Below are 26,737 nucleotides of genomic sequence, written 5' to 3' on the forward strand. Positions count from 1 at the left end.
TGGTGCGATCGCGATCAGCAAAGGCTCCTAGGCTTGAAAATATCTGGCAAACCCTTGCAGACCCTGGCTGTATCGATGGTGTAGGGTTGCAACCCCTATGACGTTAGTCCCGCTTGTATCCATTGCGCCCCAAGAGGATCAGACCGTGACTGGGCCAACATCGCCTGAAAATTCATCGCCCCGAATAGCGCGATCGCGCCAAAATTCCACTGAAATCCCACAGGCTTCGTCCTTCTTGGCGGTAAGGTCGCTGCGCAGTCACTGGCGGGGAGTAGCCTTGATCGCTGTTTCCACCTTGGCCCACGGGTTACTGTTGGCATTGCCCCTACCGGAAGCCGAAACCCTGGAGGAGCTAGAGCCACAAGAAATCGAAATTACCCAGGCTCCAGCCATGGAAGTTGTGGCTCTGCCGGAATTCGCTGAGGCGGAAAGGCCCCCCACTCCGGTCAAGGAAGTCCCTAAATCTCCTCCGGCCCAATCCCAGAGTCCCTCCCCAGCCCCACGTCCTGCCCCAACCCAGTCTTCGGAAACATCTCAGCCCCAGCCTTCCACTCAGGCTGATCTAGATGTCAATATCGATGGCCCCCCTTTAGTTGAGGATGATTCTGCGGCGGGAGAGCCCACTCTAGAAGAGCGTCTACTCAATGCCCAGAATTACGCCATTGATGCAAACGCAAAGGCTGGAGATCCGCAAGGACTACCTGCCATCACTGATGCCAGTAATTGGGGAGATAATCTTGACTTTGCCATCAAGGATATTTTGTTGATACCCCATACATTCAGCATCTCCTATCAGCTCAAATGTGAGCATCCCCTGAATCCTCCCCCTGCAAAAGGGCTTTTAGCGGTTGTCTTAGATCCAAACGGCACTATTCTGGAAGGGTTTGAAGTTATCTATTCATCGAAATATCCTCTCTTGGATGAGCAAGCGATAGACCAAGCCCAGGAAGAAATTAGGCAATTAGATTGGCCATCACCTACTCCACCCGCAGATGCAGTCCAAGACGGGAAGCCAAATAACAAGCTGTATACGCTAGAGTTCACCGTTGACGCTGATCCCAGCGGCTGCCCATGAAGGGCTTTGCTCCTGTTTAACGGACTTCTGCTATGAGCCAGGGCAATTTATTCCCTGGCGGATGGGCAGCGAAGCTTAAGTCGAACTCAGGTTGGGGTATCAACTCAAAGCGGGACAAATCTCGTGGGGAGGAGTTAGGAGCCAGAATCTAGGAGAGTACTGGATTCTGACTCCTGAATTCCTCGGAGCCCATATTGTCTCAGCTTAGGTTGATGCCCGTATTAGGGTTAGCTTCTCAATCTCGCCTACACATCCCGATCGCCGTCATACCAAGGGGGCGTAGATCGAGCGGGTCGATGGATAGTGAAGGTCTCAAAGGCCGGAGGGGGCACGCGGGGAGTACTGCCGGGAGGGGGACCCAGGGCGAGATCACGGCGATGGCCCACCGTTATATTGACTTGGCTCCCCAGCAGCAGTAGCAACCAACCCAAGTGCAGCCACAGCAGCAACACCACCAGGATTACCCCACCGTAGATCCAGGGATGAATCTGCCAGAGACTAGAGAGGGCAGGACTCCCCAGTCGCACCACAGCAGCTAACCCCACCCAGCTCATTGCAGCCAAGATTGCTCCCGGCAGCACCGGGCGGCGGCGACGGTGACGACGGGGACCAAACCGATACAGCAATCCCAGCGCCAGGGTGACCACCCCCACCGCTAGGGGCCAACTCACCATCTGCCACCCAAGTAACCACCATCCAGACCAGGGGGAATTTTCCGGGAAAGACCCAGCCCGCAGTAGGGCATCGCTGGCAAAAACGAGCCCCCAGGCCAGGATCAACAAGCTCAGGGTACTCAGGGCCAGCCCCAGGGTTAGTAGCCGCGATGGCCAAGGGCCGGCCCTTAGCCATCGCAGTTGGGATCCCAGTTGGGATCGCGATCGCGGCAAGCCATGGATCAGATCCAGCGTCTCCCGCACGGTGCCCATCACCCCCACAGCAGCCCAGAGAGCCAAGAATAGACTCCCGAAAAATAACCACCGCTGTTGGGTTTGGCCTAGACCAGAGATCTCGTCAGTCCCCGGAACCATCTCCCCCGGCAGGACCGTAGCGCTCCAGTGGGCCAACAAGACAAGGATCTGCGATGGCCCCTGTGGGCCGGTCTCTGACCATCGCAGATTCTCCCCCCAGCCCATTGCTGTCAACACCGCCACGATTCCCGCCCCCAGGACCAGCAGCGTTCCATAGGCTATCTCCGCCGACCGGCCAGGGAGGCGTTGGCGATGGGCCTTTTGGGCAATTTCGCGACAGGCAGCCCCGTCCAGATAGCGCAAGAAGCGTCCCACGCCATGGAAGCGAGACCGCCGGGGTGAGCGGGGCAGCGGTGGTCGAAACATTAACAGCTTGCGGCGGCTAGGCATGGGCGCGGCTAGACCGAGGCACAATGCCCCAGATGAGGACGAGAGTTGCTCCCCAGGATAATGCCCCTGGGAAAAATAGGGCACAGTCTCGCCCCCCTGCCGATGCTACCGGGACAAGGATTATGTTCCAAAATGTTAAGCTCTTGAAACCCCCTTTGGCCCATGGGAAAAGCCTTGGCACAGTCTCCCCCTCACCAGCCCCATCTCGGTGTCCCAGCCCTAGGGAGAATGTTCAGGGAAATCCCAGAGAGGGGATGTATAGTCAGAGGGCCAGTTGCCCCATTGTCAGAGGGCCAGTTGCCTCCTGGCCGCATTGGACTCCTACAGCGCACTATGTCTGACCACAACCCGATTAGGATTTCTGGGCACCGATGGAGCCTTACAGTTGGGGCAATAGCCCTGGGAACCCTCTTCACCAGCCCCTCAGCGACGGCAACCGCCAGCCCCTCAGCGACCACCACGCCAGCAGCACTGCTGGCCCCAGCTACTGACGATCATCTGGCCCAGCGCGTCGTCCCCCGCAGTGACCCAGCCGGTTCCCTGGGCAACTTTGACGACCCAGCGGATCAAGTAGCGCCACCGGGTCTACGGGTAGAACCAGGCAATACCCCCATCAGCCCCTACCTAGCCATCTCCATGCGCCAGGAGCTAGAAAGCCTGATGGGACGCTTTGAAAGCGCCCTAATCTCCGCCAATGCTGCTGAACAACCCACCACACTTAGGGCCATCAACCCCGATACGATCCTGACCGCTTCTACAGATGGCAATGTGGGCATTCTTCCCCCAGACCTCCACCCAGCTCTGGTCGAAACCCGTGAACTGTTGGCCAACTGGGCAGATTTAAATGAACGTCAAGCCTATGGAGAAGCCCGCGATCGCTGGTTGGCGGCACGGCAAACCCTCTGGCAAAACTTCCCGGTAGATCGCCCCTTTGCCCAGCCAGAAATTCGAGCCATATGGCTGGACCGAGGCACGATTGTACAAGCCGGATCCCGAGATCGCCTTGCCACCCTCTTTGACCGCCTCGATGCCGCTGGTATCAACACCGTCTTTTTAGAAACCGTCAACGCCAGCTACCCGATCTACCCCAGCCGTATCGCCCCCCAGCAAAACCCCTTCACCCAACGCTGGGATCCCCTCCAGGCTGCTGTGGAACTGGCCCACGAGCGGGATATGGAACTCCATGCCTGGGTGTGGGTGTTTGCCGCAGGCAACCAACTCCACAACGTCTTGCTGAACCAGCCCCAGGACTATCCCGGCCCTGTGCTCAGCGCCAACCCCACTTGGGCCGCCTATGACAATAGTGGCAACCCCATCCCCCGAGGCCAAACCAAGCCCTTCCTAGATCCTGCCAACCCCGAGGCCCGAGCCTACCTGCTGAGCCTAGTGGAGGAAATTATCACCCGCTATGATGTGGACGGCATCCAGCTCGATTATATTCGCTATCCCTTTCAGGATCCCTCCGCCAACCGTACCTATGGTTATGGCATCGCTGCCCGCCAGCAATTTGAAGCCCTCTCAGGGGTTGATCCCCTGACCCTAACCCCCCGCATCGACTTCTCCCAACCCGCCGCCGTGCAAGAGCGGCAGCGTCTCCTGTGGGATCGCTGGACTGAGTTTCGCATTCAGCGCATCACCTCCTTTGTGGGAGAGACCTCACGGCTGGTGCGCCAACTGCGCCCCGATATTGTGCTCTCCACGGCGGTCTTTGCCCAGCCCGACCACGAGCGTCTACAAAAAATTCAGCAAGACTGGGGCACCTGGGCCAAGCAAGGGCTGGTGGATTGGATTGTGTTGATGAGCTATGCCCAAGACACCAATGGCTTTCGATCGCTGATTCGACCTTGGGTAACGGCAGGGGCAGATTACGGTTCGACGCTGATCATTCCCAGCATTCGCCTCCTAAATCTGTCGGAATCGGCAGTGTTGGATCAAATGCAGGCGTTGCGAGATTTGCCCAGCCCTGGCTATGCCCTCTTTGCCACCGCAAATCTGAACACCAGTTTTCAAACCATCCTGAGTCGTACCCAAGGATCTACAGCCCAGCCGATTCCCCAAAAGGCTCCCTTTGCCACCGCTGCCGCCCGCTACCGAACCCTACAACGGGAATGGAACTGGTTGATGAGTAATGGTCAGCTCTGGCTGCGCCCCGACCTGCTGGACTACTGGGTTGCAGAGGTCAACGCCATTGGGGAAGCGCTAGATGATTTGGGTTCTAACCCCTCTCCACGGGACATTGCAGCGGTGCGATCGCGCCTCACAAATCTCCGCCAAGGCTTGGGTGCAGGCATGGATCTGCAAACCGCCAACCGCGACTATCGCCTAGAGGCATGGCGACTGCGACTGGTCACCATCGACCGCTTTCTCACCTATGGCGAAGCCCGCCTGTAGTCGCAAACGGGCTCAGGGGGTTAGCGAAAAACTCTAAACGGGCAATAGAGATCGCTGACAGGTGGGACACACCGCATGGATGGTGAGTTGGCAATCCAGGAGGTGGTAGCCCGACTTCTTTGCCGTGCGGGCTCCCACCTTAAGCACCGAATCATTTTTGAACTCAATGGTTTTGTTGCAGCGCACACAAATTAAATGATGGTGATGGTGGGGGGAAGGTTGATTGATTTCGTAGCGTTTTTGACCTTCCGCCAACTCTAATTCCCGCAAAATACCCATACGGGACATGAGTTTGAGATTTCGGTAAATCGTAGAGAGACTGACCTGCTCCCCCTGATCCGCCAAGAGATCTCGTAAATCTTCAGCACTCAGGTGTTCCCCTCGGGTCAGGTTTTGAAACGTCTCCAGGATTGTCTCCCGTTGAGGGGTCATGCGCCAGCCGCGCTCGTTGAGTTCTGCTCGTAATGCAGATGCAGTGTAAGCCACCAGCTCCTCCTTATCAATAGCGCTTGGCTATTGACAATAATAGCGATTTCTCTGGGGTATTTGCAAGAATGTCGGCTTATTGGGAATACTTCCTGACTGTTCCTGGGGGTACAGGAAGCTTCAATGGGCCTCAAGGCTCCAGGGGTAGGGGATCGAGGTCCGAAAAGCCACTCCACAACAGTCCGTTACAAAGCTGCTGGACAGGGCCGTAATCCTGGTAGCCTACAAACTTGGTTCCAGGCTGGGGGGCTGAATGGCGATGCCGATCTGCACCCCAGGGATGGAGCGCAGCCGATCCATCACTGCCACGACCTGACCATGGGGCACTTGGGTATCAGCTCGAATCACCACCACCACCGTTTGGGTGCCCACCCGACGCACCTGAATCGCCTCCGGTAGAGCATCGAGGGTGGTGGGTTGAGTCCCAAGGAACAGGCCCCCCTCCCGCTGCATCACCACTGTCAAGGTGTTTTGGGTGGGGCCGCTCTCTTCTCCGGTGGTGCCCGTGGGCAGATTTACGGGTAGGGACTGCTGCGATCGCGTTAGATACAGACTCGATACCATGAAGAAAATCAGCACCGCAAAGATCACATCAACCATCGGTACGATGTTGATCTGGGTCCGGGTCTCAGGTTCGTCGGGGAGATTCATTGCTTCCAGGCTATCCACTGCTGTGCTAGGGGATAGCCTATAGGCTACTGTGCCTGTATTCCTAGTGCTCAGTCAACTTTACCTTGGTGAGTTTGCGTAGGTTGGGTTCCACTTCGCTTCACCAACCTACGCAGGCTCACAAATTGAAGGCTGACAGCCCCTAGTTCACGGTATTCGGTGCTGCCGTTGTAGCCACAGGGGTAGCAGGGAGAGGAGGGTCAGAAAACCCAAGGCCAGACCGAGCTGCCAGAGTCCTCTGCCCGCGATCGCATCTAGCCCCGCCATCCCCAACCAGGTGTAAGCGATGGTCCCCGGCGTGATGCCGATGAAGGTGCCCAGGGCATAGGTCGTTACAGGCACCGAGGTCAGGCCAAACAAAAAGTTGACTAAATTGAAGGGAGAAAGGGGCGAAAACCGCACCGCTAGAACACAATTGATGGCATGGGTATCCATCAGCCGATCAATCTGACTCAGTAGAGAATGGCGCTGAAAACGGTGACGGAACCAGTCTTGCAACAGATAGCGAGCCAGCCAAAAAGCCGCAATCGCGCCCGCCGTTGCCCCCAGCAACGACCAGAGCGACCCCCACCACAGCCCAAAGCGAATCCCCCCTACAACGACCAACAGGCTGGCGGGGATTCCCAGAACATTGGTAATAATATGAATTCCCAGAAATACAGGCACCTGCCAGGGGCCGAGGGTATCCAGCCAATCCAGTAACGCGGGGGGATTAAAGAGGATGGTAATATAGCGTCCGCCCAGGGCCAGTACAATCCCACAGCCCACCAGCAACCAAAAGCTCTTTTTGCGCAAGATCGACAGGACCATCACTCCGGCACCAAGGTGGGCAAGAGGCAGCTAGAGCAATCACCAGTGGCAGCGCCTCTTGTTGGCGGTTCCCGGCCTCCGGTTGAGAACGAGGAAAATCTGACAATCCCCACCAACATTAAGGGAGTTCTTACTGAACTGGCTACGGCAAAACATTGCCCCATTCCAGTCAACACGACACCTCCGCCCTAACCGCTGAAGGTGACCTGAGAATTTCCTGAGAATCCTAGGGAATGTCTGGAAAACATCCCCATACACTCCCCACCGATGGTGATCCCTGGATAGGAGGACTACTGGGGCTGAAGTTGAGACAGTTGGACCCCTCGGTAATAGTGACCCAGAATTTGCTGATAGGAATTGCCCTGCTGGGCGAGATTATGAGCTCCCCACTGGCTTAGACCAATCCCGTGACCAAATCCTCGACCCGATACCTGCACCGTGCTGCCATTCACCGCAATGGAAAATAAGGTGCTGCGGAGATTCAAGGCACGGCGCAGATCATTACCACTGACCACACGCGAGCCACCATTACCCTCTAGACGCATATTCACAACGCGGCCTCGGGGCGTCAAGCGCTGGGGGGCTGCGGTCTGTAGCCTGCCCACTCCCGGCACCCGATTGCTAAATTCATCTAGGGAAAATGTGGCGGTCCATTGGTATACCGGGCTGCCCGCATCAAAATCCTGGACGCCCCGCAGGTAGGGCAGGGGCTGACTCCAGATATCCTCGACATTTTCCGTATGGCCCCCGGAGGCCGAATGAAACACCGCCTCAATCACCTGACCATTATGGGTCAGAACTTGAGCACGGGTATTTTCCACTGCCGTCTGGGTACTGAGGGCTTCATCGTTCAGACCCCGGTAAACCTGCCAAGCGGTGGTATTGCCGATGTCGTAGTGGGGGTTGCGGCCCCGCTGGCGGTGATACATCACGTAGGAGCGAGCGGCTACAGCCTGGGCCTTAAGGGCTTCGCTGGGCCAGCTTGTGGGCATTTCCCCCCCCACAACGCTGTAGAGGTAATGCTCTAGGTCCACGTAGTTAATGGCGGCGAGGCCATTACCGTTAGGGCGCACCAGCACCCGACCCCGATACCACCGATCGCCAATAAAGACATGGCCATCACTCCCAGGTTCAACCCAAAAGGCGGTGCTTTGCCAGTCCCCTGCCCTAACTTGACTTCCCTGGGCCTGCACGATGAGGGATCGTCCAGCAGGCGTGGTCCCTACCGCATTGCCGTTGAGGTCTCGCAACGTACCATTGGTGGAGGTGCCCACGGTAATCTGGCTGGCCCCTTCGCGAATAGCTACGCGCAATTCCAGGGCACTGGCGGGCAGACAGAGAACCAGCCATAGGAGCAGAGTCAGTCCTTTACCGAGCACAGGGCGCGGGCTCTGGGGACGAACCTTTTGAGCCCAGGCACGGGCGCGAGTGAGAGCACTTACCATTGTTTAGAATCCCAAGGGAGAACAAACATCATCCGTCAAGGGCTAGACGGACCACATGGACAGAAAGTTCAGCCCCTAAGATATCACTAGCCTCCCGGAAGGGATCATTAGGTTTTCCTCCTTTGGGTGAACAAAATTTTGCTCATCCTAAGGGACCATGCAGTTCTGTAGGGTGCATAGCGCTAAGGCGCGGCTTCGCCTTATTATGTCGCTTGCGAAACGCGAAGCAATGCACCGCAGAGATGCTGAACAAAATTGTGTTCAGCGTTGGTGGGGCTATTCAGTTTTTAGCTCCCCATGGCGAAAGCAATCCAGGGTGTGGTCATTGACCATGCCGATGGCTTGCATTAGGGCATAGCAAATTGTTGAGCCGACGAACTTGAATCCCCGCTGTTTGAGATCTTTGCTCAGGGCATCAGATATAGGCGTGCGGGCAGGGATGTCTGCCAAGGTGGCCCAGTGATTTTGCTGAGGTTTGCCCTCTACAAATCGCCATAGGTAGGCGTCAAAGCTGCCAAATTCCTCCTGTACCTGGAGAAAGGCTTGGGCATTGAGGGTTGCGGCGGTCACCTTGAGTCGATTCCGGACGATGCCAGCATCCGCCAGAAGGGATTGGTGTTTCGGGGGCTCGTAGCGGGCGACCACTGCGGGGTCAAATTGATCAAAGGCGCGGCGGAAGTTCTCTCGCTTGCGTAGAATCGTGAGCCAGCTTAGTCCGGCTTGGAAGCCTTCGAGGATGAGGAACTCAAATAGGGCTTGATCTTCGTGGAGGGGGACGCCCCATTCCTGATCGTGGTAGGCAATTTCTAGAGGATCATCGTGGACCCAGGCGCAGCGAATCGACATAGGTGTGATGAATATAACAATTTGACTAGTCTTCTCAAAGCAGAATAGAGGAAAGTAACGTTCTCTGGTGGGTGATAAAAATTCTGTGGCAGCCTCAGCCAAGAATCTTACCCCCTAGCAAGTACGGATTCGCTGACATTCCCCTGTCAGCAGGCTTTTAGACTGTACTGACAAGTGAGGTCTAGGGTTGTAGAAAGGGGACAGATTTGGCCCTATGAGTCCCCCGTAGTGGTTAGCCCCCGTAGTTCTGATTTCCCTTGCCGCAGGCTAGTACAGAAAGGCAGAAGGATGAAGGCAGAAGGATGAAAAGGAGTTTCTTGTCTCACGAGGGTTCCTGCTGCATCAAATGAGGTGAGGTATTTCTGTCATTGAGTCCTAGTGCTCAATGACAGAAATACTCTAACCGTTCCATCGTGGCACGCCTCGGCCCCTCACCGTTCGGCTGAGCTCATGCCGAAGTCTCACGCCGAAGCCCTAGCCCTCTCCCAGGGGGCGAGGGGACCGAAAAATCTTGGCCTAGTACAGCACAAGTTTGATTCTCAGGGTTTCATAGGGTGCATAACGCTGAAGCGTGGCTTTGCCTTTTATGTCGCTTGTGAAACGCGAAGCAAGGCACCGCAGAAAGGCCACACCTAGGGGAAATGGACACAGGATTTCTGCCATCTCAAGTACTAGTACTGGCTGGCAGAAATCCTACCCATCTGCTAAAGCAAGCACTCTTGTGTTTCCTGGAATCCCGTTTCATCCTTCTGCCTGGTATGCACGGGCACAGCCCTACATCAGTTCTGCCTTGCAGTACTAAACTCAACCGAGGGAAGCCTGCGTAACGGAATGATATTGGGATTTATATCGTAGGGTCTTAGGATTTTCTGGGTTCAGTGGTACTTAAGATTTGGCGAGCATTGCTTACCCTACAGAATGCTTAAGGTGGGCATTGCCTAATCTACAGGAGACCCAGGATCTTGCCCTACCTAAGGTATAACAAGGTTTACAGCGATCTGAAGAGACTTAATCTCAATGCCGCTGGTCTCTGGGTTGCATCTCCAAAGTCTTTGCCCTTCAAGCTTAGTTCATGGCTTTTTCTGACCGTCTACCCCGTAGCTTGAGTTCATTAGAAACCTGGGGATTTGGCCTCACCGGGCTCTTGCTTTGGCTGGGGGTGGCTCCGGCGATGCAGCTTGATCTTGGCCCGCAAGTTCTGTGGGTGTGGCTACCGGGAACGGTGATTGGCGTATTAATCAATCTCCAAGTGCGGCGACTGGGGGAAACCTGGGCAGATCTCTCGGGGGGAACGCCCAGCTACATTCGTCGGCTCCTTCCCGATCGCCCAGGGCTGGCTACCTATGCAGCCCTGGGTTACTACCTGAGTTGGGTGTCGGCGCTGCCCGTGAGTGCCATTGTGCTAGCGGATTTAGTCCGGGCTAATTTGGAACCCTTTGGGCTGGCTTGTCCTACGGTGGTTCTGGAGGTAGGCTTTACTGCGATCGCATTTGTCGTAGCCCTGACAGGTACTCGGGCCTTGGGCGTCCTGCATCTCTTTTTTGTGGTCCCCGCGATCGCCCTAATGCTGCTGTTTTGCCTTCAGGGATTGGGGTGGCTGGTGTGGGTAGATTCCGTGGAACTCCCGAGGGACTGGGGGCAGTTCCATCTGGGCAATTGGGCCAAGTGGTACATCATTTCCTCCTACGCAGTCTATGCCTGCGAAACCGCTGCTGCCTTTGTCGCGGATAGCCGCAATCCCCACCGCACGCTGCAAGTCTTACCTGTGGCGGCGGTCCTAATCCCCCTGGTGTACCTCGGGGGGAGTGGGGTTTTGCTGGGGCTGGCGGATCCCGCCTTGGGGGCTAATACCCCCTATGAACAACTGCTGGGGGCATCCCCCTTTTGGGGACAAAGTGCGCCGCTCATTGTCACTTTTTTGCTGGCGGTGGGGAGTTTGCTGATCTGTGCGACGGCGGTGTCCAATAGTCCCAGAATTCTCTATCAACTAGCCCTAGACGGCCACTTACCCGCGTCCTTTGCCCAATTGTCTCGGCAGGGGGTGTTGGGGCCGGGACTGCTGTTGACCTTGATCCTGAGTATTGCCTGTCTACTGTGGGGAGACATCGCCCAGATTGTGCTGGTGACGGGTATTGGTTGGATGAGCTCCTTTGTGATCTTCCATTGGGGGTTATGGCGACAGCGGCAGCAGGACTATGTCCTCTGGCCTTGGTGGTCCTTGGGATTTGCTGGGTTAGAAGTCGTGGCGATCGGGGCGGGAGGCTGGTCTTGGGGGGCGACGGATCTGGTTTTGGGGCTGGCATTGCCGGGAGGCGCATGGCTCTTAGGGCAAACCCTGGGCCGAATTCCCCTGCCCCCATCAGCCCCCGAGTTGCCCTTGGGAACTGCCGTGCAGCGCAGTGACGATTTCATCATGGGTCAGATTGGTGGGCTCATTGCCCTCATCACGGGGGCCATTGTCCTAAGCTGGCTCATTCATGATGCTGTTGACGCCCTGCCCACCCAAGCCCAGAGCAATATATTGATAGTGGTGTTGCTGATCGGGGCTTCAGTGGGGGTTGCGATCGCGGGTTGGACAATGTTGCCCCAGGTAGCGGCGGTAGCCACCGCCCGAGAGCAAGCAGAGCAGTTTTTCAACCTGGCAGCGGACGGCATTATGGTCCTCGACGAGGGGGGGCGAATTCAGCAGGCCAACCAGGCCAGTGAACGCCTGTTTGCCCAGACGGCGACGGATCTGCGGGGAATGACCCTGGAGGCTCTGTTACCAGACCTCCCAATTGCGCTCACCCCCCAAACCCAGTCGGGGAAAGAAGCCCTCACAGCGGCCTTGGGGGAGCGGATGGTGGAGGTGACCCTCTCCCGTCCCTCGGTCCAGATGCGGGCGGCAGTTGAGACCGAAGGCAGTTACGTAGCGGTGTTGCGGGATATCACGCTGCGGCGAGCAGCGGAGGATGCCCTGCGGATCCAAGCCCAGGAACTAAAGCAACTTCTGGATGAACTCACCCGCACCCAGAGTCAACTGGTGCAGGCGGAGAAACTGTCCAGCCTGGGACAGTTGATGGCGGGGGTGGCCCATGAAATTAATAACCCAGTCAGCTTTATCTCCGGTAATGTGACCTTTGCCCAGGACTATGCCAAGGAACTGTTGGCTTTAATGGCTGCCTTTCGCCAAGCCTATCCCAATCCCCCCCCCGACTTGGTGGAAAAAATGGCGGCGGTGGATGTGGACTTTCTCCAGGCTGATTTCCCCCGACTTCTGGCCTCGATGCAGGAGGGGGCGGAACGTATTAATCGGATTGTCCGTAGCCTCAGCACCTTCTCCCGCCAGGACAACCTGCCGACCCCAGGCATCAAGCTGCAAGAGGGCATCGACAGCACCATCATGATTTTGCAGAACCGCCTCAAGGCCCAGGGCCATCGTCCTGCGATCGCACTTCAGCAGCAGTTCAATAATGTGCCCTTGGTGGAGTGCTACCCCTCCGCTCTAAACCAGGTGTTTATGAATCTCTTGGTCAATGCCATTGATGCCCTAGAGGAAGCGATGCACCAGGATCCCACCCTAGAGCCTCAGATCACCATTGCCGCCACCGCTACCCCCCACAACGGGGAGGCGGGAGTGGAAATTCGCATTGGTGACAATGGCTTGGGCATCCCCACCGAATTGCGCGATCGCCTCTGCGACCCCTTCTTTACCACCAAGCCCATTGGCAAGGGCACGGGGTTGGGACTCTCCATCAGCTATCAAGTGGTGGTGGAGCAACACCGGGGCCGATTTACCGTCGAGAGTACGCCAGGGTCGGGGGCCACCTTCATTCTCTGGCTACCCCAAACACTGGCGGCGGCTCCTACGGCAGTTGCGATCGCATAGGGTGATTTCTGGAAAATATCCGCCCTAATTCAGGGTAATCGCAGGGTATTAACTCAAAGCGGGACAAATTTTGTGGGGAGGAGTGGTGAAAGTCCCCTGTGGAAATAACGACTCTGTTCCTGGTTCCCAGGCTCTGCCTGGGAACTCTGCACGAGGCTCTGCCTCGTCTTTATGTGTGTGGGTAAGTGCTTGGCTCATAGCCGGGTCGGAGATATAGGTGCCATCCCGCTGAGAAGGTGTCTGAAAAGGGTATAGCAATCCTGCATGGGCTTTGAGTCAGCCTCTTGCTCCGTGGGTTACGCTTCGCTCTACCCACGCTACGAAGGCTTTCAGGAATATGAGTACTGGCGCATGACGAAAGAAGAAGGGTTTCAGCACCCATACTCTACTTCTCAGACACCCTCTGAACTATAGACTTTATGCAAGACTGGAGAATCGCGCTCTTGTCAAGTTCGCTTTATACATTTCAGATGCGATTATCCTGCTACATTCTTAAATAACTGTGTCATCCCTATAAACTCACCCAAATTAGATAAAAGCACGGGAAAAACACTGTCAATTGTTACCAATTGTTATTTTGCAGTACGGATGGCAATGAAGTACCATTTTTGCTTGCATAGTCCTAACGGCTGAGTACTTTTTGAAGGGTTGCATCTTTCTGAAGGGTTGCATAGCCGGGGTTTTTGTCTTATGTGGAGAATTCACCAAATGATGACCCCTGATATCTTGTTGGAACACCTGAATCCGATCGCTAAATCCTACAACCTTTGCGCCCATCCTTTTATGGTGCGGTTTGCAAAAGGGGGATTCACTGCTGGTCAAATTCAGTGGTGGGCCAAGAAAATGCTGCCCGGTTCAAATCGGTTTAATACATCGTTTATCCTAGCTGTATCAATGGCTACCGATGTGCAGGATCGGGTTATTCTGCTAGACAATGTTTACAGTGAACATGGTTATTTGAAGCCTGGAACAACCCATGTTGAGCTGTATATGAACTTCATGAAAGCCATTGGTTGCAAAAATATCTCTGTTCACGAAGATGACGGCAGTGACAGAGTTTCAGCCCTCGCCTTTAAGCGGTTTTTGGTTAATCGCGATGAACCCTTTGCCGGAGTCCTAGCCCGGTTCCTGGCCATTGAAACAGTCTTACCTGATTTGTTCCCACAGTATATCAAGGGTCTTAAAAAGACCTTCCCGGCCATCTCCGATGAAGCGATCGAGTATTTCTACATCCATAGTGAGCTTGATCCGAAACATCAGTCTGATTTGTTAGAGGTGATTGGCAGAAATACACAATCCGAAGCTGACATTGACATTGTTAAGTACAACTTTGAGTTGATCTTTAAGCAGCTAGTAGCCATGTTTGACTACATGCTGCTTGAGCTTGATCAGCAGCCTTGGCAAGCTCAAGAACAACCTGAGCTGGTCTCTGCAGTCAGTGCTTGATCCAACGTTTAGTACGGTTATTTGATCGTCATACCGTTGCTATGTCCAAAGAGTTGAGGAGGCAAAATCAAGTGACTTTGAACCTCAGCTCTTTGGCACAGCCATGGGTCGCACCTACCTACTAATGTCAGACATTTAGATTATTGAAGAGATTGCAGATATGGTTCAGAGGGTGTCTGAAAAGGATGGTTGCCTACAAAAGAGTAAGGATTTCAGCACTGGGGTATGACGAAAGAATAAGGGTTTCAGCACCCATACTCGACTTCTCAGACATTCTCTCAGGCTGCCATAAACAGAACTAAGGTTAGTCCTCGTCGTTCGATTTTCCGGAAACCGATGTTAAAGCGATCTACCACCGATGACAGCGACCTTTGGGATATTGTGCTGGGGCATTTCAGCAACCACATGCTGCTAGTGGCCCACAATCGCAAGCTGTTTCCACTACTGGCACAACAACCTCAAACCCTTGAGGAAGTTGCCAGCCAACTCGGTATTGCCCTACGACCCACCCAGGCCATGCTGACAGCGGTCGCCTCTATGGGCTTCATCAAGGTCGATCAAGCCCATTACAGCCTCACTACCTTTGCAGAGGAGTACCTGCTGGAGGGCAGCCCTACTTATTTTGGGGGTTTTTTGGACATGGTCACGGCTAACCATGCGGTCAATACCTATGACAGCTTGCAAAAAGCGATTACAGATAACGCGGCTCAGGTTTATACCGATGGGGATTTGTTTGCCTCCCATCAGCAACAGGCGGAGCTAGCAAAGGCATTTACCCTGGCGATGCATGGCCACAGCATGGCCGCTGCCTTGGAGTGGGTTGAGCTATTGGATCTCTCCGGTCATCAGATGCTGCTGGATGTGGGCGGGGGTTCTGGTGCCCATGCGATCGCAGCGGTCCTCAAATGGAAGCAACTCCGAGCGGTGGTGGCCGACTTGCCCCCCGTGTGTGAAGTGGCGGATGGGGTGATTGCACGCCATCAGCTACAGCAGCGAATTACCACCCAGCCGACGGATATGTGGGAAACCCCATTCCCCGATGCTGATGTCCATTTCTATGCCGATATCTACCACGATTGGCCACCAGAAAAGGGCGCATTTTTGACCGCTAAGAGCTTTGAGCAATTGCCCTCCGGTGGTCGCATTATCATCCATGAGATGTTGCTCAACGCGAATAAAACCGGCCCGATCTCGGTGGCCAATTACAATACGGCGATGTTGCTCTGGACCGAAGGCCAGCAATATAGCGATATAGAGCTAGTGCAGCTCCTAAAGCAACAGGGGTTTATTGAGGTTGAGATTATTCCTAGCAGCGGGTACTGGAGTCTCGTGACGGGGGTTAAGCCTTAGGTGCGGGCTTCCGTCTGTTTCAGCGGAATCGTAACGACAAATTCTGTGCCACCCGTTGGGTGGGAGTTACAGGTCAGGGTGCCATTGTGTTGTTCGACAACAATTTGGTAGCTGATGGAAAGGCCCATACCAGTCCCTTTGCCAACGGGTTTAGTCGTAAAGAAGGGATCAAACAGGCGCTCGCGCACCGCTTCTGGTATACCGGGGCCATTGTCAATAAAGGTGATGCGGGCCTGTTGGTCTGGAGTAACCTCAGTACGAATCTGAATTTGACTGGGGATGGACGCTTTGGGATCGGTGCGTTTACTCTCCTGCTCTTCTAGGGCATCAATGGCATTCGCCAAAATATTCATGAAGACTTGATTGAGCTGTCCTGGAAAACATTCAACCAAAGGGAGGTCACCATAGTCTTTATGGACTTGAATGGCAAGCCGCTTGGGGTTGGCTTTGAGGCGATGAGCCAAAATCATCAGGGTACTTTCGATTCCCTCTTGGAGATTGACGGTTTTGAGGTCGGCCTCATCCATGCGGGAGAAATTCCTTAGGGACAGGACGATTTGGCTAATGCGATCCACCCCGATTTTCATGGAGGTGAGTAATTTGTTTAAATCCTCCACCATGAAGTCGAGCTCGATCTCCTCAATTTCCGCTTGAATCTCTGGGGCTGGGGTGGGGTAATGGGTTTGATACAGACTGAGTAAACCTAACAAGTCCTGAATATAGTTTTTGGAATGGTTGAGGTTGCCGTTGATGAAATTAACGGGGTTATTGATTTCGTGGGCAACACCCGCCACTAATTGCCCCAGAGATGACATCTTCTCGCTCTGAAGCAGCTTGGATTGGGTCTGCTGTAGTTTTTGCAAAGTGACCTCTAGATCCTGAGCTTTTTGCCGCAGGGCAATTTCTGAGGCCCGCAGGGCTTCTTCTGCTTTTTTGCGATCGCTGACATCCCGAGCGATCCCCTGTAGGCCAATAGGGTGCCCCTCAGCATCAAACATGGGGGAGCTATTACAGATAATCCAGCACCAAGAGCCATCCTTGCGCTGAGTGCGAAACTCGAGCCCATTATCTTTCTGCCCCGTTTGCATCACATGTTGGGCAGAGGTCATCACCTGCTGAAGATCCTCGGGATGAACGATTTCAGCAAAAGACTTGTCGGCAAATTCTTCCAGCTCATAGCCCCACATGGCTTTGAATTGGGGTGATAGATAGGTAAAGGCACCATCAAGGCCAATCATATAAATCAGGTCATTGGCCGATTCGATCATCCGCTGAAACTTAGCTTCGCTCTGAGCCAGAGCAGTTTCAAGACTACTGGAACTGGTATTGCCACTACGAACCGCCTCGGCCCGTTTTTGTGCCGTAATATCTTCCCGAATCACGCAAAGTCCGCCCACCGCGTCATCTTGATCGCGCCATGGGGCAAGTCGCCACTTGAGCCAGCCCGTGGTTTTGGGACCGACCTCGGTAAATTCTTCTCGGCAGATCTCTCGATCTTCCCGTAGGCAGCGCTGGTAGATGAGCGGCCATTCCCCCACTTGATGGCCAGCCCTGTCTAGGTGGTTTTGCCCGGTGAGGTCATCACTGCAATCGCAATCGTCGAGCCACCGCTGACTGACAAACAAGTAATTAAGGTTACTGTCTAACATGGCGATCGCCACAGGGGCATAGCACAGAAACCGTTGTGTTAATTCTGAGCTGATCAGTTGGTTACCCCAAGGGTGATCTGGCAACATTAGCGATTTAGCAAACAACAATGGTCAAGACAAACAGGGATTAGGGATCTGCGGCTTAATAGCGTACCAAGTAGCCCGGTTGCGACTCCGCTCAACCTTCAGTGATCGAGGGCTGAGCGAAGTCGTTCTCTTCCGCTGGCTGAGCGGAGTCGTTCGCTTTAGCGTCTCCCGAAGGGAGAAAGCCAGCGTCTCCCGAAAGGAGAAAGCCAGCGTCTCCCGAAGGGAGAAAGCCCGATCAACGGGCACCTTATTTTTCTGCGATTTCCTCAAGGCTAGATTACCCATTTGCATTGCGCTCAGCAACATCGAACGCTGGTCTCCCCCCAGAATTGGGGGGACTAAGGGGGGCGATACAGCATTTGGAGGCAGCAATCGAGATGGGTGCCGAAGTTAGGCGAATACGCACTGAGGAGCCCTATGGCCGGGAGAGTGAGTAAAAGGCTACTTTAGAGGGGATTTTGCCCCATGCTGAGCCATCCCCTAGCCATGAGCGACCCCTTAACCGCCAGTGTGATTGCCTCTATTGCCTTTAAGGCTTTTTTAGAAGCGGGGGCAGGCGAAGCGGCTAAAGCCCTCACCGGGGCGGCCACCAAGGCGGCGGCAGAAAAGCTGAATGCCCTGCGGAAAACCATTTGGCAAAAGCTCCGGGGCAATCCCTCAGCGGAGACCTCGATCAAAGCCCTAGCGGAGCAGCGGGGCAGCGAAGCGGACTTGCAGAAGGTGGAAAGCTATTTGCAGGTGGCGATGGTGGAGGATCCCCAGTTTGCCGCTTCGGTGCAGCAATTGGCCCAGGAGATTACCCTGCTGCAAATTGATGACGACAGCACCATGACCCAGGTCAACTACGGCGGCACCAATTACCAGACCAAAACCGGCCCCAATAACACCAATTTCTTTGGCGGCGAGCATCGTCATGGGGGAGCATGAGCACCCAAACCAACCAGGGCGGTGAAAACTACCAAGTCACCACCGGCCCCCACAACACCAATTACTTCGGCGGTACCCATTACCACGGACAACCCATGCCCTCCCCCCAGGGCACGCCCAACACCCTCAAGCCCAGCGGTGCCCTGGCCTTTGTGGGGCGAGAAGATGCCCTGGCCAACCTGGCGGCTCAACTCCAGGGCAGCGGGCCGCTGCTGATTACGGCGCTGAAGGGGATGGGGGGCATTGGTAAATCGGAATTGGCCCTGCGCTATGCCCTGGCCAACCTGGCGGCGGGCACCTACCCGGATGGCATTCTCTGGATTGAGGGGCGGGGGGTGGACCTGGGTACCCAAATTGTGACCTTTGCCCAGGCCCAACTGGGGCTGACCCCACCGGACAACCTAGACCTGGCGGGGCAGGTGGCCTATTGCTGGCGACACTGGCCCCCGCAGCAGGACGCACCAGGGCGGGTGCTGGTGGTGTTTGACGATGTGACGGACTACGCCGCCCTGCGCCCCTACCTGCCCCCCACGGAGGATCGCTACCGGGTGGTGCTGACCTCGCGGCGGCGGTTTGGCCCCTCGGTGACGACCCTGGAACTGGATGTACTGGATCTGGAGCCCGCCCTGGCCCTGCTGGGGTCGCTGGCGGGGCAGGAGCGCATCGAGGCGGTGCGGACTGAGGCAGAGGCACTGGTGGAGTGGCTGGGGCGGCTACCCCTGGCGCTGGAACTGGTGGGGCGCTACCTGGCCAACCAGCCAGACCTGGACCTGCCGACGCTGCAACGCCGCCTGGAGGCGCAGACGGTGCGGGCAAGATCGCTGCTGAAGCCAGAGGAGGACGACAGCTACGGCGACATGACCGCCCAACTGGGGGTGGCGGCGGCCTTTGAGTTGAGTGTGGCGGAACTGACGGCGGCCCAGGGGGAACTGGCCTATGGCCTGAGTTTGTTTGGCAATGGGGCGATGCCGTGGGAACTGGTGTCGCCCTGCCTGCCGGAGGCGGATGAGGAGGCGATGGAAGCGGGGCGCAGTGCCCTGGTGAACCGCAGCCTGCTGAAGCGGGTGGAAGCGGGGCTGTATCAAATGCACCCGCTGATTCGGGAGTTTGTGCGGCTGTGGGGGCCGGAGACGCTGGCGGCGGCGCAGGTGGAGGAGCTGAAGCGGCGCTACTGCGAGGGGATGGTGGCGGTGGCGCAGCAGATCCCCGATACCCCGACCCGTGGGCAGATTGCGGCGGTGGCGGCGGCGGTGCCCCATATTGCTGAGGCGGCAACAACATGGCAAGGTTGGCTGACTGACGAAGATGCCATCTGGCCGTTTGTGGGTCTAGGCCGCTTCTATCAGGGCCAAGGACTCTACAGCGCAGCGGAACCCTGGCGTACCCGCTGTTTGTCTTTCGCCAGAGAAAAATTCGGCGACGAGCATCCCGATGTGGCCTCCAGTTTCAATAATCTGGCGGGACTTTACCGTTCTCAGGGGCGCTACAGCGAGGCGGAACCCCTGTATCAACAAGCCCTGGCCTTGAGGCAAAAATTGCTCGGCGACGAGCATCCCGATGTGGCCTCCAGTTTCAATAATCTGGCGGCACTTTACGACTCTCAGGGGCGCTACAGCGAAGCGGAACCGCTCTATCAACAAGCCCTGGCCTTGATGCAAAAATTGCTCGGCGACGAGCATCCCGATGTGGCCACCAGTTTCAATAATCTGGCGTACCTTTACCGTTCTCAGGGGCGCTACAGCGAAGCGGAACCCCTGTATCAACAAGCCCTGGCCTTGAGGCAAAAATTGCTCGGCGACGAGCATCCCGATGTGGCCTCCAGTTTCAATAATCTGGCGTACCTTTACGACTCTCAGGGGCGCTACAGCGAAGCGGAACCGCTGTATCAACAAGCCCTGGCCTTGAGGCAAAAATTGCTCGGCGACGAGCATCCCGATGTCGCCTCCAGTTTCAATAATCTGGCGGCACTTTACGACTCTCAGGGGCGCTACAGCGAGGCGGAACCGCTCTATCAACAAGCCCTGGCCTTGAGGCAAAAATTGCTCGGCGACGAGCATCCCGATGTGGCCACCAGTTTCAATAATCTGGCGTACCTTTACGAATCTCAGGGGCGCTACAGCGAAGCGGAACCGCTCTTGCAACAAGCCCTGGCCTTGATGCAAAAATTGCTCGGCGACGAGCATCCCGATGTCGCCTCCAGTTTCAATAATCTGGCGGCACTTTACGACTCTCAGGGGCGCTACAGCGAAGCGGAACCGCTCTTGCAACAAGCCCTGGCCTTGAGGCAAAAATTGCTCGGCGACGAGCATCCCGATGTGGCCTCCAGTTTCAATAATCTGGCGTACCTTTACGAATCTCAGGGGCGCTACACCGAGGCGGAACCCCTATATCAACAAGCCCTGGCCTTGAGGCAAAAATTGCTCGGTGACGAGCATCCCGATGTGGCCGCCAGTTTCAATAATCTGGGCATGTTGCGGTTTAGCCAAGGGCGCTACAGCGAGGCGGCAACGTATTTGGAGCGGGCGCTGGTGTTAATTGAACGGCTGCTGGGGCCGGACCATCCCAACACTCAGACCATGCGGGCAAATCTTGATTTTGTGCGGCAAAAGGTTGCCCAGTCAGCGTAGGGTGGGCAATGCCCACCGTTGATCAGCATCTCTTAGCAAAAGCCGTGTGTCCCACCGCTGCCCCCCCGCGCCGGAATGGTATTCCGCCGCCCATCCCAACCGTCCTCTTTAAGAGGGCTCGCGATCAGAGCACTCCCGATCCTTCGATCAGGTTGGTGGGCAGTGCCCACCCTACTTAAAGCACTTGTTACACACGACTTGGAAGGTTATGTCTTGAAACAAGCTGAAAAGCTTGCTACGTCGTTGTCTCCATACAAACATCCAGTTCCCTGAGCGGAGTCGAAGGGAACGGCCAGAACCCGGTGGTGTGGCTGGCTTCGACTCCGCTCAGCCAGCGGTCAACGGGCTCGATTCTCCGTAACCTTCCAAGTCGTGTGTTACACAGGCGTTTCAGCGATTTATCACCCTTTAAGAGGCCAGTGCCTAGTACTCTGCGGTGTAAATACCCCAGCCGTTCTATCGGGGTACACCTCGGCCCCTCACCCTAGCCCTCTCCCACGGGGAGAGGGGACCGGAAAATGTTGGGCTGGTGCGGCAGATCGTAAGGCTATTTCCGCCAAGCAGTACTAGAGCAGAGAACCTCTGCTCTGGAGTTACGGTTGCCAGTCTACGGGCTCCTCAAAGATGTCTGCCTCAGAGAAAGGGCAAGATTGAGGAAGTTGTTTGGGATCGAGGGGCGTTTCTTGACCTACAAGGTTTAGAGGGTGTCTGAGAAGTAGAAAGGCCCTCAAAAACGCTACTCTATCAGTCAGTAAGTACACTTGATAGGGTTTTTGAGGGCAATGCGATTATCCTACCCCACCGATTTGACTGATGAACAATGGGATATTCTCTCTCTCTTGATTCCTCCGGCGAAGCCTGGTGGACGACCTCGGAGCACGGATATGCGAGAAGTGGTCAATGCGATTCTGTACGTTCTGGACAATAGCACCAAGTGGCGGTGCTTACCCCATGATTTCCCGAAGGCCAAAACGGTCTACCATTATTTTCGCCAATGGCGCAATGATGGGGTGTGGGAACACATCAATCACCGATTGCGGGAGTTGGTGCGGTTAACGGAGGGGCGCGAAGCGTCTCCCAGTGCAGCGGTGATGGATAGTCAGTCGGTGAACAGCGATGTCTACATTTCGGAGTCGGTCGGCTTCGATGCAAACAAAAAGGTCAAAGGTCGGAAGCGAAACGTGGTGGTCGACACAATGGGTTTAGTGCTGATGGTTGTGGTTACCGCAGCGAGTCTCCCTGAGCGGGATGGCGCACGAAAGGTGCTAGAAAAAATGCATCAGGTTAGTCAGTGGTTCACTCGCCTGTGTGTCATTTGGGTTGATGGGGGATATAGCGGTAACGATTTCATGAAAGAGATCATGGACCGCTTTCGATGGGTGATTGAGGTGATCAAGCGCCCCGACTGTGCGCAGGGATTTGTGCTGTTACCCAAGCGGTGGGTGGTGGAGCGCACATTTGGCTGGTTTACTTTTTGCCGCCGCTTGAGTAAAGACTATGAGCGCCTACCAGAGACCGCTGAGGCATGGATTTATGTGGCCAATATTCGAGTCATGTTAAGGCGACTAACGTGCTAATTCATACCTACATTCCAGCTTTTCAGACACCCTCTTAGACCATATCGATAGCTTTTACCAATCGCTTCGCTCAGATAGGGTTTCAAGCTAGGGTTTTCTGCCAAGTGGTCTTGTATCCGCTCCCGCTGCTCTCTAATGGTATAGACCCAACTCTTCGATCTCGCCTCTGGCTGGTAATACCACTTGAGGAGGTGCCCCAGCAACACCCCTAATCGGTTGCGTAACTCTTGCCGTTGTTGTTTGCCCAACGATTCAATCTCCTCGACCAGATTCTCGATATCGAGTTCCCCGAATCGACCAGAGCGCAGTAGCTTTGTTTGCTGCTGAGTCCAAGCGTAAAAGTCTTGGTCGTAGAGCGTAGTGGTTTGCATCAGAAATCAAATGGGATTGCTATAGGTTTTGGGGTGAATGCCATACGACTTGCGAAATGTCGTTGCCAAAGAACTGCGATCGCAGTAGCCCACCCGTCTCGCCACCGCCTCAACTGGCAGGTCTGAATCGGTGAGCATTAGATGCGATTACCCTGCTCCCTAATTGCCAAAATCCTGCCCTACACTGTGACCGCTTCGGGCTCAGGCTCGTAGAGATACTCAAACCAGTTGCCGTCGGGATCCTTGCCATAGAAGGAGGCGGTACCATCCCGATGTTCATGGATTTCCGTGATGTAGACCCCGTCAGCCTTGAGGCGATCATAGGCTGCGGTGACTTCAGCGCGATCGCGAAACACAAACCCAAAATGCGGACCCGCTTGCTTGTAGCTTGGGCTCAGGAGCGCCAGCCCGTCCTCTCCCGCCTTGACATAGGCCCAATCCGCATCATGCCAAGCCACGTCCATGCCGAGATTTTTATAGAACTCAACGGCCTTGCCAATGTCTTGTACACAGATAGCCACGTGTCCGAGGCGCTTAGGTTTCATGGGTTAAATAAAGCTATCACAATCTTACTTTTCATTGTAATGCAGCTATCTTGGGGCAGGATGGGTAGGGCGGTAAGCCGCCAAAGGTTTAGCGTTTTCTAGCGAAATACTTATCCAGACTTATCCAGAATCTTCATCAACGATCCAGGGATGCTATTCCTAGGGCCGTAGGCTGAATCGATCCCAGAGATGATTTTTAGATGGAATACTCTTAAACAGGCTCTAGTCCCAGTCCTTCGTTCTTCACTGCCCCTATGCTCTTTAGCAGCATTAATCTACCCTACTGGATCTTCCTAGGCGCAGGAATCACCCTGTTTTTATTTGTCATTGTCTCTGGCGGCAGCGACGATGACCTTGATGCCGACGTAGATGCCGATGTGGATGCCGATCTCGACTTCGATGTAGATGCTGATGTAGATGTGGATGTAGACGCCGACGTAGGGGGCGACAGCTTCTGGGGAATTGATGGTGACGGAGAGGGCTTAAGCCCTCTGCAAATACTGGCCTGGTTTGGGGTAGGCAGAACACCGCTGTTGTTGCTGCTGGCGATGGACCTGACCCTGTGGGGTTTCATGGGCTGGGTGCTGAATGTGGCCCTTGGAGATGTCCTCAACCAGCCCCCAGTGGGGCTATTGGCCCTAGGGGTGTTTGGGGGATCTCTGATCTTTGCGCTGATGGTGGGCAGCCTATTGTCGCAACCCATCGGTCGCATCTTCGCCGCCTTTGGTGAAGACGCCAGCAGCGATCGCCTCGTGGGCTGCCTAGGCACCGTCACCTCCGCCTTTATTCCCTTAGAGGAGTCTGGCAAAATTGGCCAGGTAGATGTGAAGGACGCAGCGTGCAATCTAGTCACCATCAGCGCCAAACTTCCCACCTGGGCCACCATTACCCTGCGGCGTGGAGCCAGAGTCATCGTGATCGAGCGCCAGGGTGGCTATTACTTGGTCATCGGTCAAGACACTGTGGATCAGGCGCGATGGTTGGAGGAGGGGTGATGGGTGTGTGGGGGTGATGGGGTGATGGGGTGATGGGGTGTGGGGGTGATGGGGTGATAGGAATTTTGAGTTTTGAACTTTGAATTTTGAGTTGAATTTCCCGTAGGGGCGCGGTTTCCGCGCCCGATGTAGGATGCCGCTGTAGGGGCGCGGGGATTAGCGCCCTCTGTAGGGACTGTGGCGAAATCGTTATTTTTCTCCTGTGGAGGTGTTTATGTTGTACTGGTTGACCTTTATTCAATCCTTGCCTACTCTGCCTGCGTCGGTGTCTTGGCAAAATCAGGGCGCGGAATCTCAGCCGGAATCTCAGGCGGAATCTCAGGCGGAGAGGGTGGCGCTGGTGGAGACGGTGCCGGGGGGAATTGCGCCGACGGTGGGGCAGTTGGGCGGGCTGGGGGTGCTGGCTTCCAGCGGGGTGGTTACCTTTGTGGTGCTGCTGTTGGCGGCGGTGTGGGCCTACACGCGGGTCTATGTGATCACGCCCACGAACGAGGCATTTGTGAAAACGGGCGGGGTCATCCGCAAGCGCAAGAAGGTGATTCTCAACGGCGGCTGTGTGGTGCTGCCGGGGTTCCATGAGTTGACGCGGGTGCCTCTGCGGGAAATGTCCATTGATGTGGAACGCACGGGAAAGCTGGCGGTACGGACCCAGGATTATCTGCGGGCGGATATGCGGGCAACGTTCTATGTCTGCATCAATGCCTCGGAAGATGATGTCCTGACCTCTGCGGCCCGCCTTTCACGGGATGGCAAAATTACGCCGGAAGACATTAAGAATGCCCTGGAAAAGCGGGCGGATGATGGCTTGCGGGCGGCGGCGAAGACCAAGACTCTGGCGGAAATTGATTCGGACAAGCTGGGATTTGCTCAGGAGGTGCTGAACCTGATCGAGCCGGATCTGAAGAAGGTGGGGCTGACTCTGAATAATCTGGCGATTTCGGAGATTGAGGAAAGCGATACCTACGACACCAACAACTTTTTTGACGCCCAGGGGGTGCGGCTACGGACGGAAACGATTCAGCGCTCAATCCAGCAAAAGCGGGAGGTGGAGCTGACGACGCGGGTCGCTATTGAGCAAAAGGAATTGGATGCGGAGAAGCGATCGCTGGAAATTACCCGCGATCAGGAGGATGCCAAACTGGCCCAGGTTCTGGAAATTGAGTCTTTGAAGGCAGAGCGCGAACGGGCTATTCAGGAAAAGCGCGATCGCGAAGCAGCCACCGCCCAACGCACCAAGATTTTGCAAGAGAAGTCGGTGGAGGAGGAAGAAATTCAGCGCAAGCTGAGTGTCCAACAGGCCCAAATCCAGGCGGATATTGAACTAGAGGAACAGCAAAAAGTCTTGAAGGTAGCCCAGGCCCGCCAGCAAGAAGAGGCGGAAGTCGCGGAAGTCCAGCGCCAAAAATCCGTCGATGCCTCCCAATACAAGGCACTGGTAGAACTAGCGGAGGCAGAGCGGGAGTCGAAGGTGGCCCAGCAGGATGCGGCGATCGCGATCGCGGAGCGAGAACGGAACCGATTCCAGACCGAGGCAGAACGCGCCCAGGCCCAAGCCAAGGTCCAGACCGCCACCGCCGTAGAAGAGGCAGAACGGCAACAACGCCTTGCCATCATCGCCGCAGAACAGGACGCCCAAGAGCGCCGCATTGCCGACCAAAACGTAGTAGAGATCGACGTATTCCGCAAGCGGCGACAGGCAGAAATTGCCCGCCAGACCTCAGAACTAGAGGCAGAGGCCATCCGTACCCTGGCCCAGGCAGAACTCGATCGCGCCCTCGCCGAAGCCCAAGGTACTGAGGCCAAAATTCAAGCCCGTAATGTCATCAGCAACGCCAACCTCACCGCCGATGTCATTGCCCAAATCTGGCCCGAGCTAGCGGATCGACTGCCGGAGGTACTGCGCGCCCTCGCTCCCCAACCGGGGGTCATCGGCGATGCCCGGATCTACGCCTTTCCTGGTGCTGGAGAGAATGGCCATGGAGCCGGGGACATCAACAAGCTCATGCTTTCCACCAGCGGCCTTGCCCTGATCAATAGCCTGCTCGAAGATGGCAAACTTGGGAGCGTCCTCGGGCAGGTGAGCCAACTCATTCGGGGCGGTGGCGACAACGGAGCGCCCCCCAGCAGCCCTAATGCCCCGGAGATTACAGAGGAAGATTCCCTCTTCTAACTCGATAGCAACGACCATGGCGGGGGTGAACGAACAAAAGCACAC

20 protein-coding genes are annotated in these 26,737 nt (G+C 55.7%); 10 read left to right on the forward strand and 10 right to left on the reverse strand.

The features are described 5' to 3' along the window. Positions 1–97 precede the first annotated feature (97 nt). A complete protein-coding gene (locus tag LEP6406_RS0206355; protein ID WP_008314021.1) occupies positions 98–1,075 on the forward strand; it encodes a hypothetical protein in 978 nt (325 codons plus the stop codon). A 245-nt stretch (positions 1,076–1,320) separates the two neighbouring features. On the opposite strand, the gene LEP6406_RS0206360 is transcribed toward LEP6406_RS0206355, so the two are convergent. After that, positions 1,321–2,517 (reverse strand): YihY/virulence factor BrkB family protein, encoded by a 1,197-nt coding sequence (locus LEP6406_RS0206360; RefSeq protein ID WP_155834644.1) that lies wholly within the window; start codon positions 2,515–2,517, stop codon positions 1,321–1,323. Between the two features lie 249 nt (positions 2,518–2,766). On the opposite strand from LEP6406_RS0206360, the gene LEP6406_RS0206365 reads away from it, so the two are divergent. Then, entirely contained in the window at positions 2,767–4,824 is a 2,058-nt protein-coding gene (locus LEP6406_RS0206365) for a glycoside hydrolase family 10-like protein (protein ID WP_162160849.1), read from the forward strand. Between the two features lie 33 nt (positions 4,825–4,857). Here the strand turns inward: LEP6406_RS0206365 and LEP6406_RS0206370 are convergent, their stop codons facing one another. The 5 genes from LEP6406_RS0206370 to LEP6406_RS0206390 form a co-directional block, all read right to left on the reverse strand. Then, a complete protein-coding gene (locus tag LEP6406_RS0206370; protein WP_027268901.1) occupies positions 4,858–5,313 on the reverse strand; it encodes a Fur family transcriptional regulator in 456 nt (151 codons plus the stop codon). Between the two features lie 219 nt (positions 5,314–5,532). Continuing rightward, positions 5,533–5,961: an ExbD/TolR family protein gene (locus LEP6406_RS0206375; RefSeq protein WP_008314025.1), complete on the reverse strand. Its 429-nt coding sequence runs from the start codon at positions 5,959–5,961 to the stop codon at positions 5,533–5,535. A 165-nt stretch (positions 5,962–6,126) separates the two neighbouring features. Next, positions 6,127–6,789: a TVP38/TMEM64 family protein gene (locus LEP6406_RS0206380; protein ID WP_008314026.1), complete on the reverse strand. Its 663-nt coding sequence runs from the start codon at positions 6,787–6,789 to the stop codon at positions 6,127–6,129. A gap of 290 nt (positions 6,790–7,079) precedes the next feature. Further along, the gene (locus LEP6406_RS0206385; RefSeq protein ID WP_008314027.1) at positions 7,080–8,234 is read right to left on the reverse strand and encodes a SpoIID/LytB domain-containing protein; all 1,155 of its coding nucleotides are present in this window, start codon (positions 8,232–8,234) and stop codon (positions 7,080–7,082) included. Between the two features lie 276 nt (positions 8,235–8,510). Beyond that, positions 8,511–9,080, reverse strand: coding sequence for a DNA-3-methyladenine glycosylase I (locus LEP6406_RS0206390; protein ID WP_008314028.1), 570 nt, complete (start codon positions 9,078–9,080; stop codon positions 8,511–8,513). Between the two features lie 1,072 nt (positions 9,081–10,152). Between LEP6406_RS0206390 and LEP6406_RS26815 the strand changes: the two genes are divergently transcribed. The 3 genes from LEP6406_RS26815 to LEP6406_RS0206405 all read left to right on the forward strand — a co-directional run bounded on the left by LEP6406_RS26815 (position 10,153) and on the right by LEP6406_RS0206405 (position 15,744). Then, entirely contained in the window at positions 10,153–12,948 is a 2,796-nt protein-coding gene (locus tag LEP6406_RS26815) for an ATP-binding protein (protein WP_008314030.1), read from the forward strand. Positions 12,949–13,656: 708 nt separating this feature from the next. After that, positions 13,657–14,394: an iron-containing redox enzyme family protein gene (locus LEP6406_RS0206400; RefSeq protein WP_008314032.1), complete on the forward strand. Its 738-nt coding sequence runs from the start codon at positions 13,657–13,659 to the stop codon at positions 14,392–14,394. Positions 14,395–14,730: 336 nt separating this feature from the next. After that, positions 14,731–15,744 carry a methyltransferase gene (locus LEP6406_RS0206405; RefSeq protein WP_008314034.1) on the forward strand — a complete coding sequence of 338 codons (1,014 nt, stop codon included), beginning with the start codon at positions 14,731–14,733 and terminating at the stop codon, positions 15,742–15,744. Here LEP6406_RS0206405 and LEP6406_RS26820 read toward each other — a convergent pair. Beyond that, complete coding sequence (locus LEP6406_RS26820) at positions 15,741–17,480, reverse strand: PAS domain-containing sensor histidine kinase (protein WP_008314036.1); 1,740 nt, start codon at positions 17,478–17,480, stop codon at positions 15,741–15,743. The two genes, LEP6406_RS0206405 and LEP6406_RS26820, sit on opposite strands and share 4 nt — an antisense overlap. 465 nt (positions 17,481–17,945) lie before the next feature. Here LEP6406_RS26820 and LEP6406_RS26825 point away from each other — a divergent pair, with 465 nt between their 5' ends. The 3 genes from LEP6406_RS26825 (at position 17,946) to LEP6406_RS0206430 (ending at position 22,611) form a co-directional block, all read left to right on the forward strand. Continuing rightward, positions 17,946–18,407, forward strand: coding sequence for a hypothetical protein (locus LEP6406_RS26825; RefSeq protein ID WP_008314040.1), 462 nt, complete (start codon positions 17,946–17,948; stop codon positions 18,405–18,407). Next, the gene (locus LEP6406_RS0206425) at positions 18,404–21,034 is read left to right on the forward strand and encodes a tetratricopeptide repeat protein (protein WP_225886441.1); all 2,631 of its coding nucleotides are present in this window, start codon (positions 18,404–18,406) and stop codon (positions 21,032–21,034) included. The genes LEP6406_RS26825 and LEP6406_RS0206425 overlap by 4 nt, the downstream gene beginning before the upstream one ends. Positions 21,035–21,816: 782 nt before the next feature. After that, on the forward strand, positions 21,817–22,611 hold the full coding sequence (locus LEP6406_RS0206430) for an IS5 family transposase (protein WP_027268711.1): 795 nt from the start codon (positions 21,817–21,819) through the stop codon (positions 22,609–22,611). On the opposite strand, the gene LEP6406_RS0206435 is transcribed toward LEP6406_RS0206430, so the two are convergent. The 3 genes from LEP6406_RS0206435 to LEP6406_RS0206445 are packed head-to-tail and all read right to left on the reverse strand — an operon-like array spanning position 22,608 to position 23,503. Then, positions 22,608–22,982, reverse strand: coding sequence for a DUF29 domain-containing protein (locus LEP6406_RS0206435; RefSeq protein WP_008308348.1), 375 nt, complete (start codon positions 22,980–22,982; stop codon positions 22,608–22,610). The genes LEP6406_RS0206430 and LEP6406_RS0206435 overlap by 4 nt on opposite strands. A 6-nt stretch (positions 22,983–22,988) precedes the next feature. Further along, a complete protein-coding gene (locus LEP6406_RS32705) occupies positions 22,989–23,120 on the reverse strand; it encodes a helix-turn-helix domain-containing protein (RefSeq protein ID WP_155834645.1) in 132 nt (43 codons plus the stop codon). A 41-nt stretch (positions 23,121–23,161) separates the two neighbouring features. Further along, positions 23,162–23,503, reverse strand: coding sequence for a VOC family protein (locus LEP6406_RS0206445; protein WP_263971141.1), 342 nt, complete (start codon positions 23,501–23,503; stop codon positions 23,162–23,164). Positions 23,504–23,781: 278 nt separating this feature from the next. Between LEP6406_RS0206445 and LEP6406_RS0206450 the strand changes: the two genes are divergently transcribed. Together LEP6406_RS0206450 and LEP6406_RS0206455 are read left to right on the forward strand one after the other, a co-directional pair. Then, positions 23,782–24,522, forward strand: a complete 741-nt coding sequence (locus LEP6406_RS0206450; protein ID WP_008308345.1) for an OB-fold-containig protein — start codon at positions 23,782–23,784, stop codon at positions 24,520–24,522. A 214-nt stretch (positions 24,523–24,736) separates the two neighbouring features. Beyond that, a complete protein-coding gene (locus tag LEP6406_RS0206455) occupies positions 24,737–26,692 on the forward strand; it encodes a flotillin family protein (protein WP_008308343.1) in 1,956 nt (651 codons plus the stop codon). Positions 26,693–26,737: the final 45 nt, after the last annotated feature.

The organism is Leptolyngbya sp. PCC 6406 (assembly GCF_000332095.2).
In the GTDB taxonomy this organism is placed as follows: Bacteria; Cyanobacteriota; Cyanobacteriia; order Phormidesmidales; family Phormidesmidaceae; genus PCC-6406.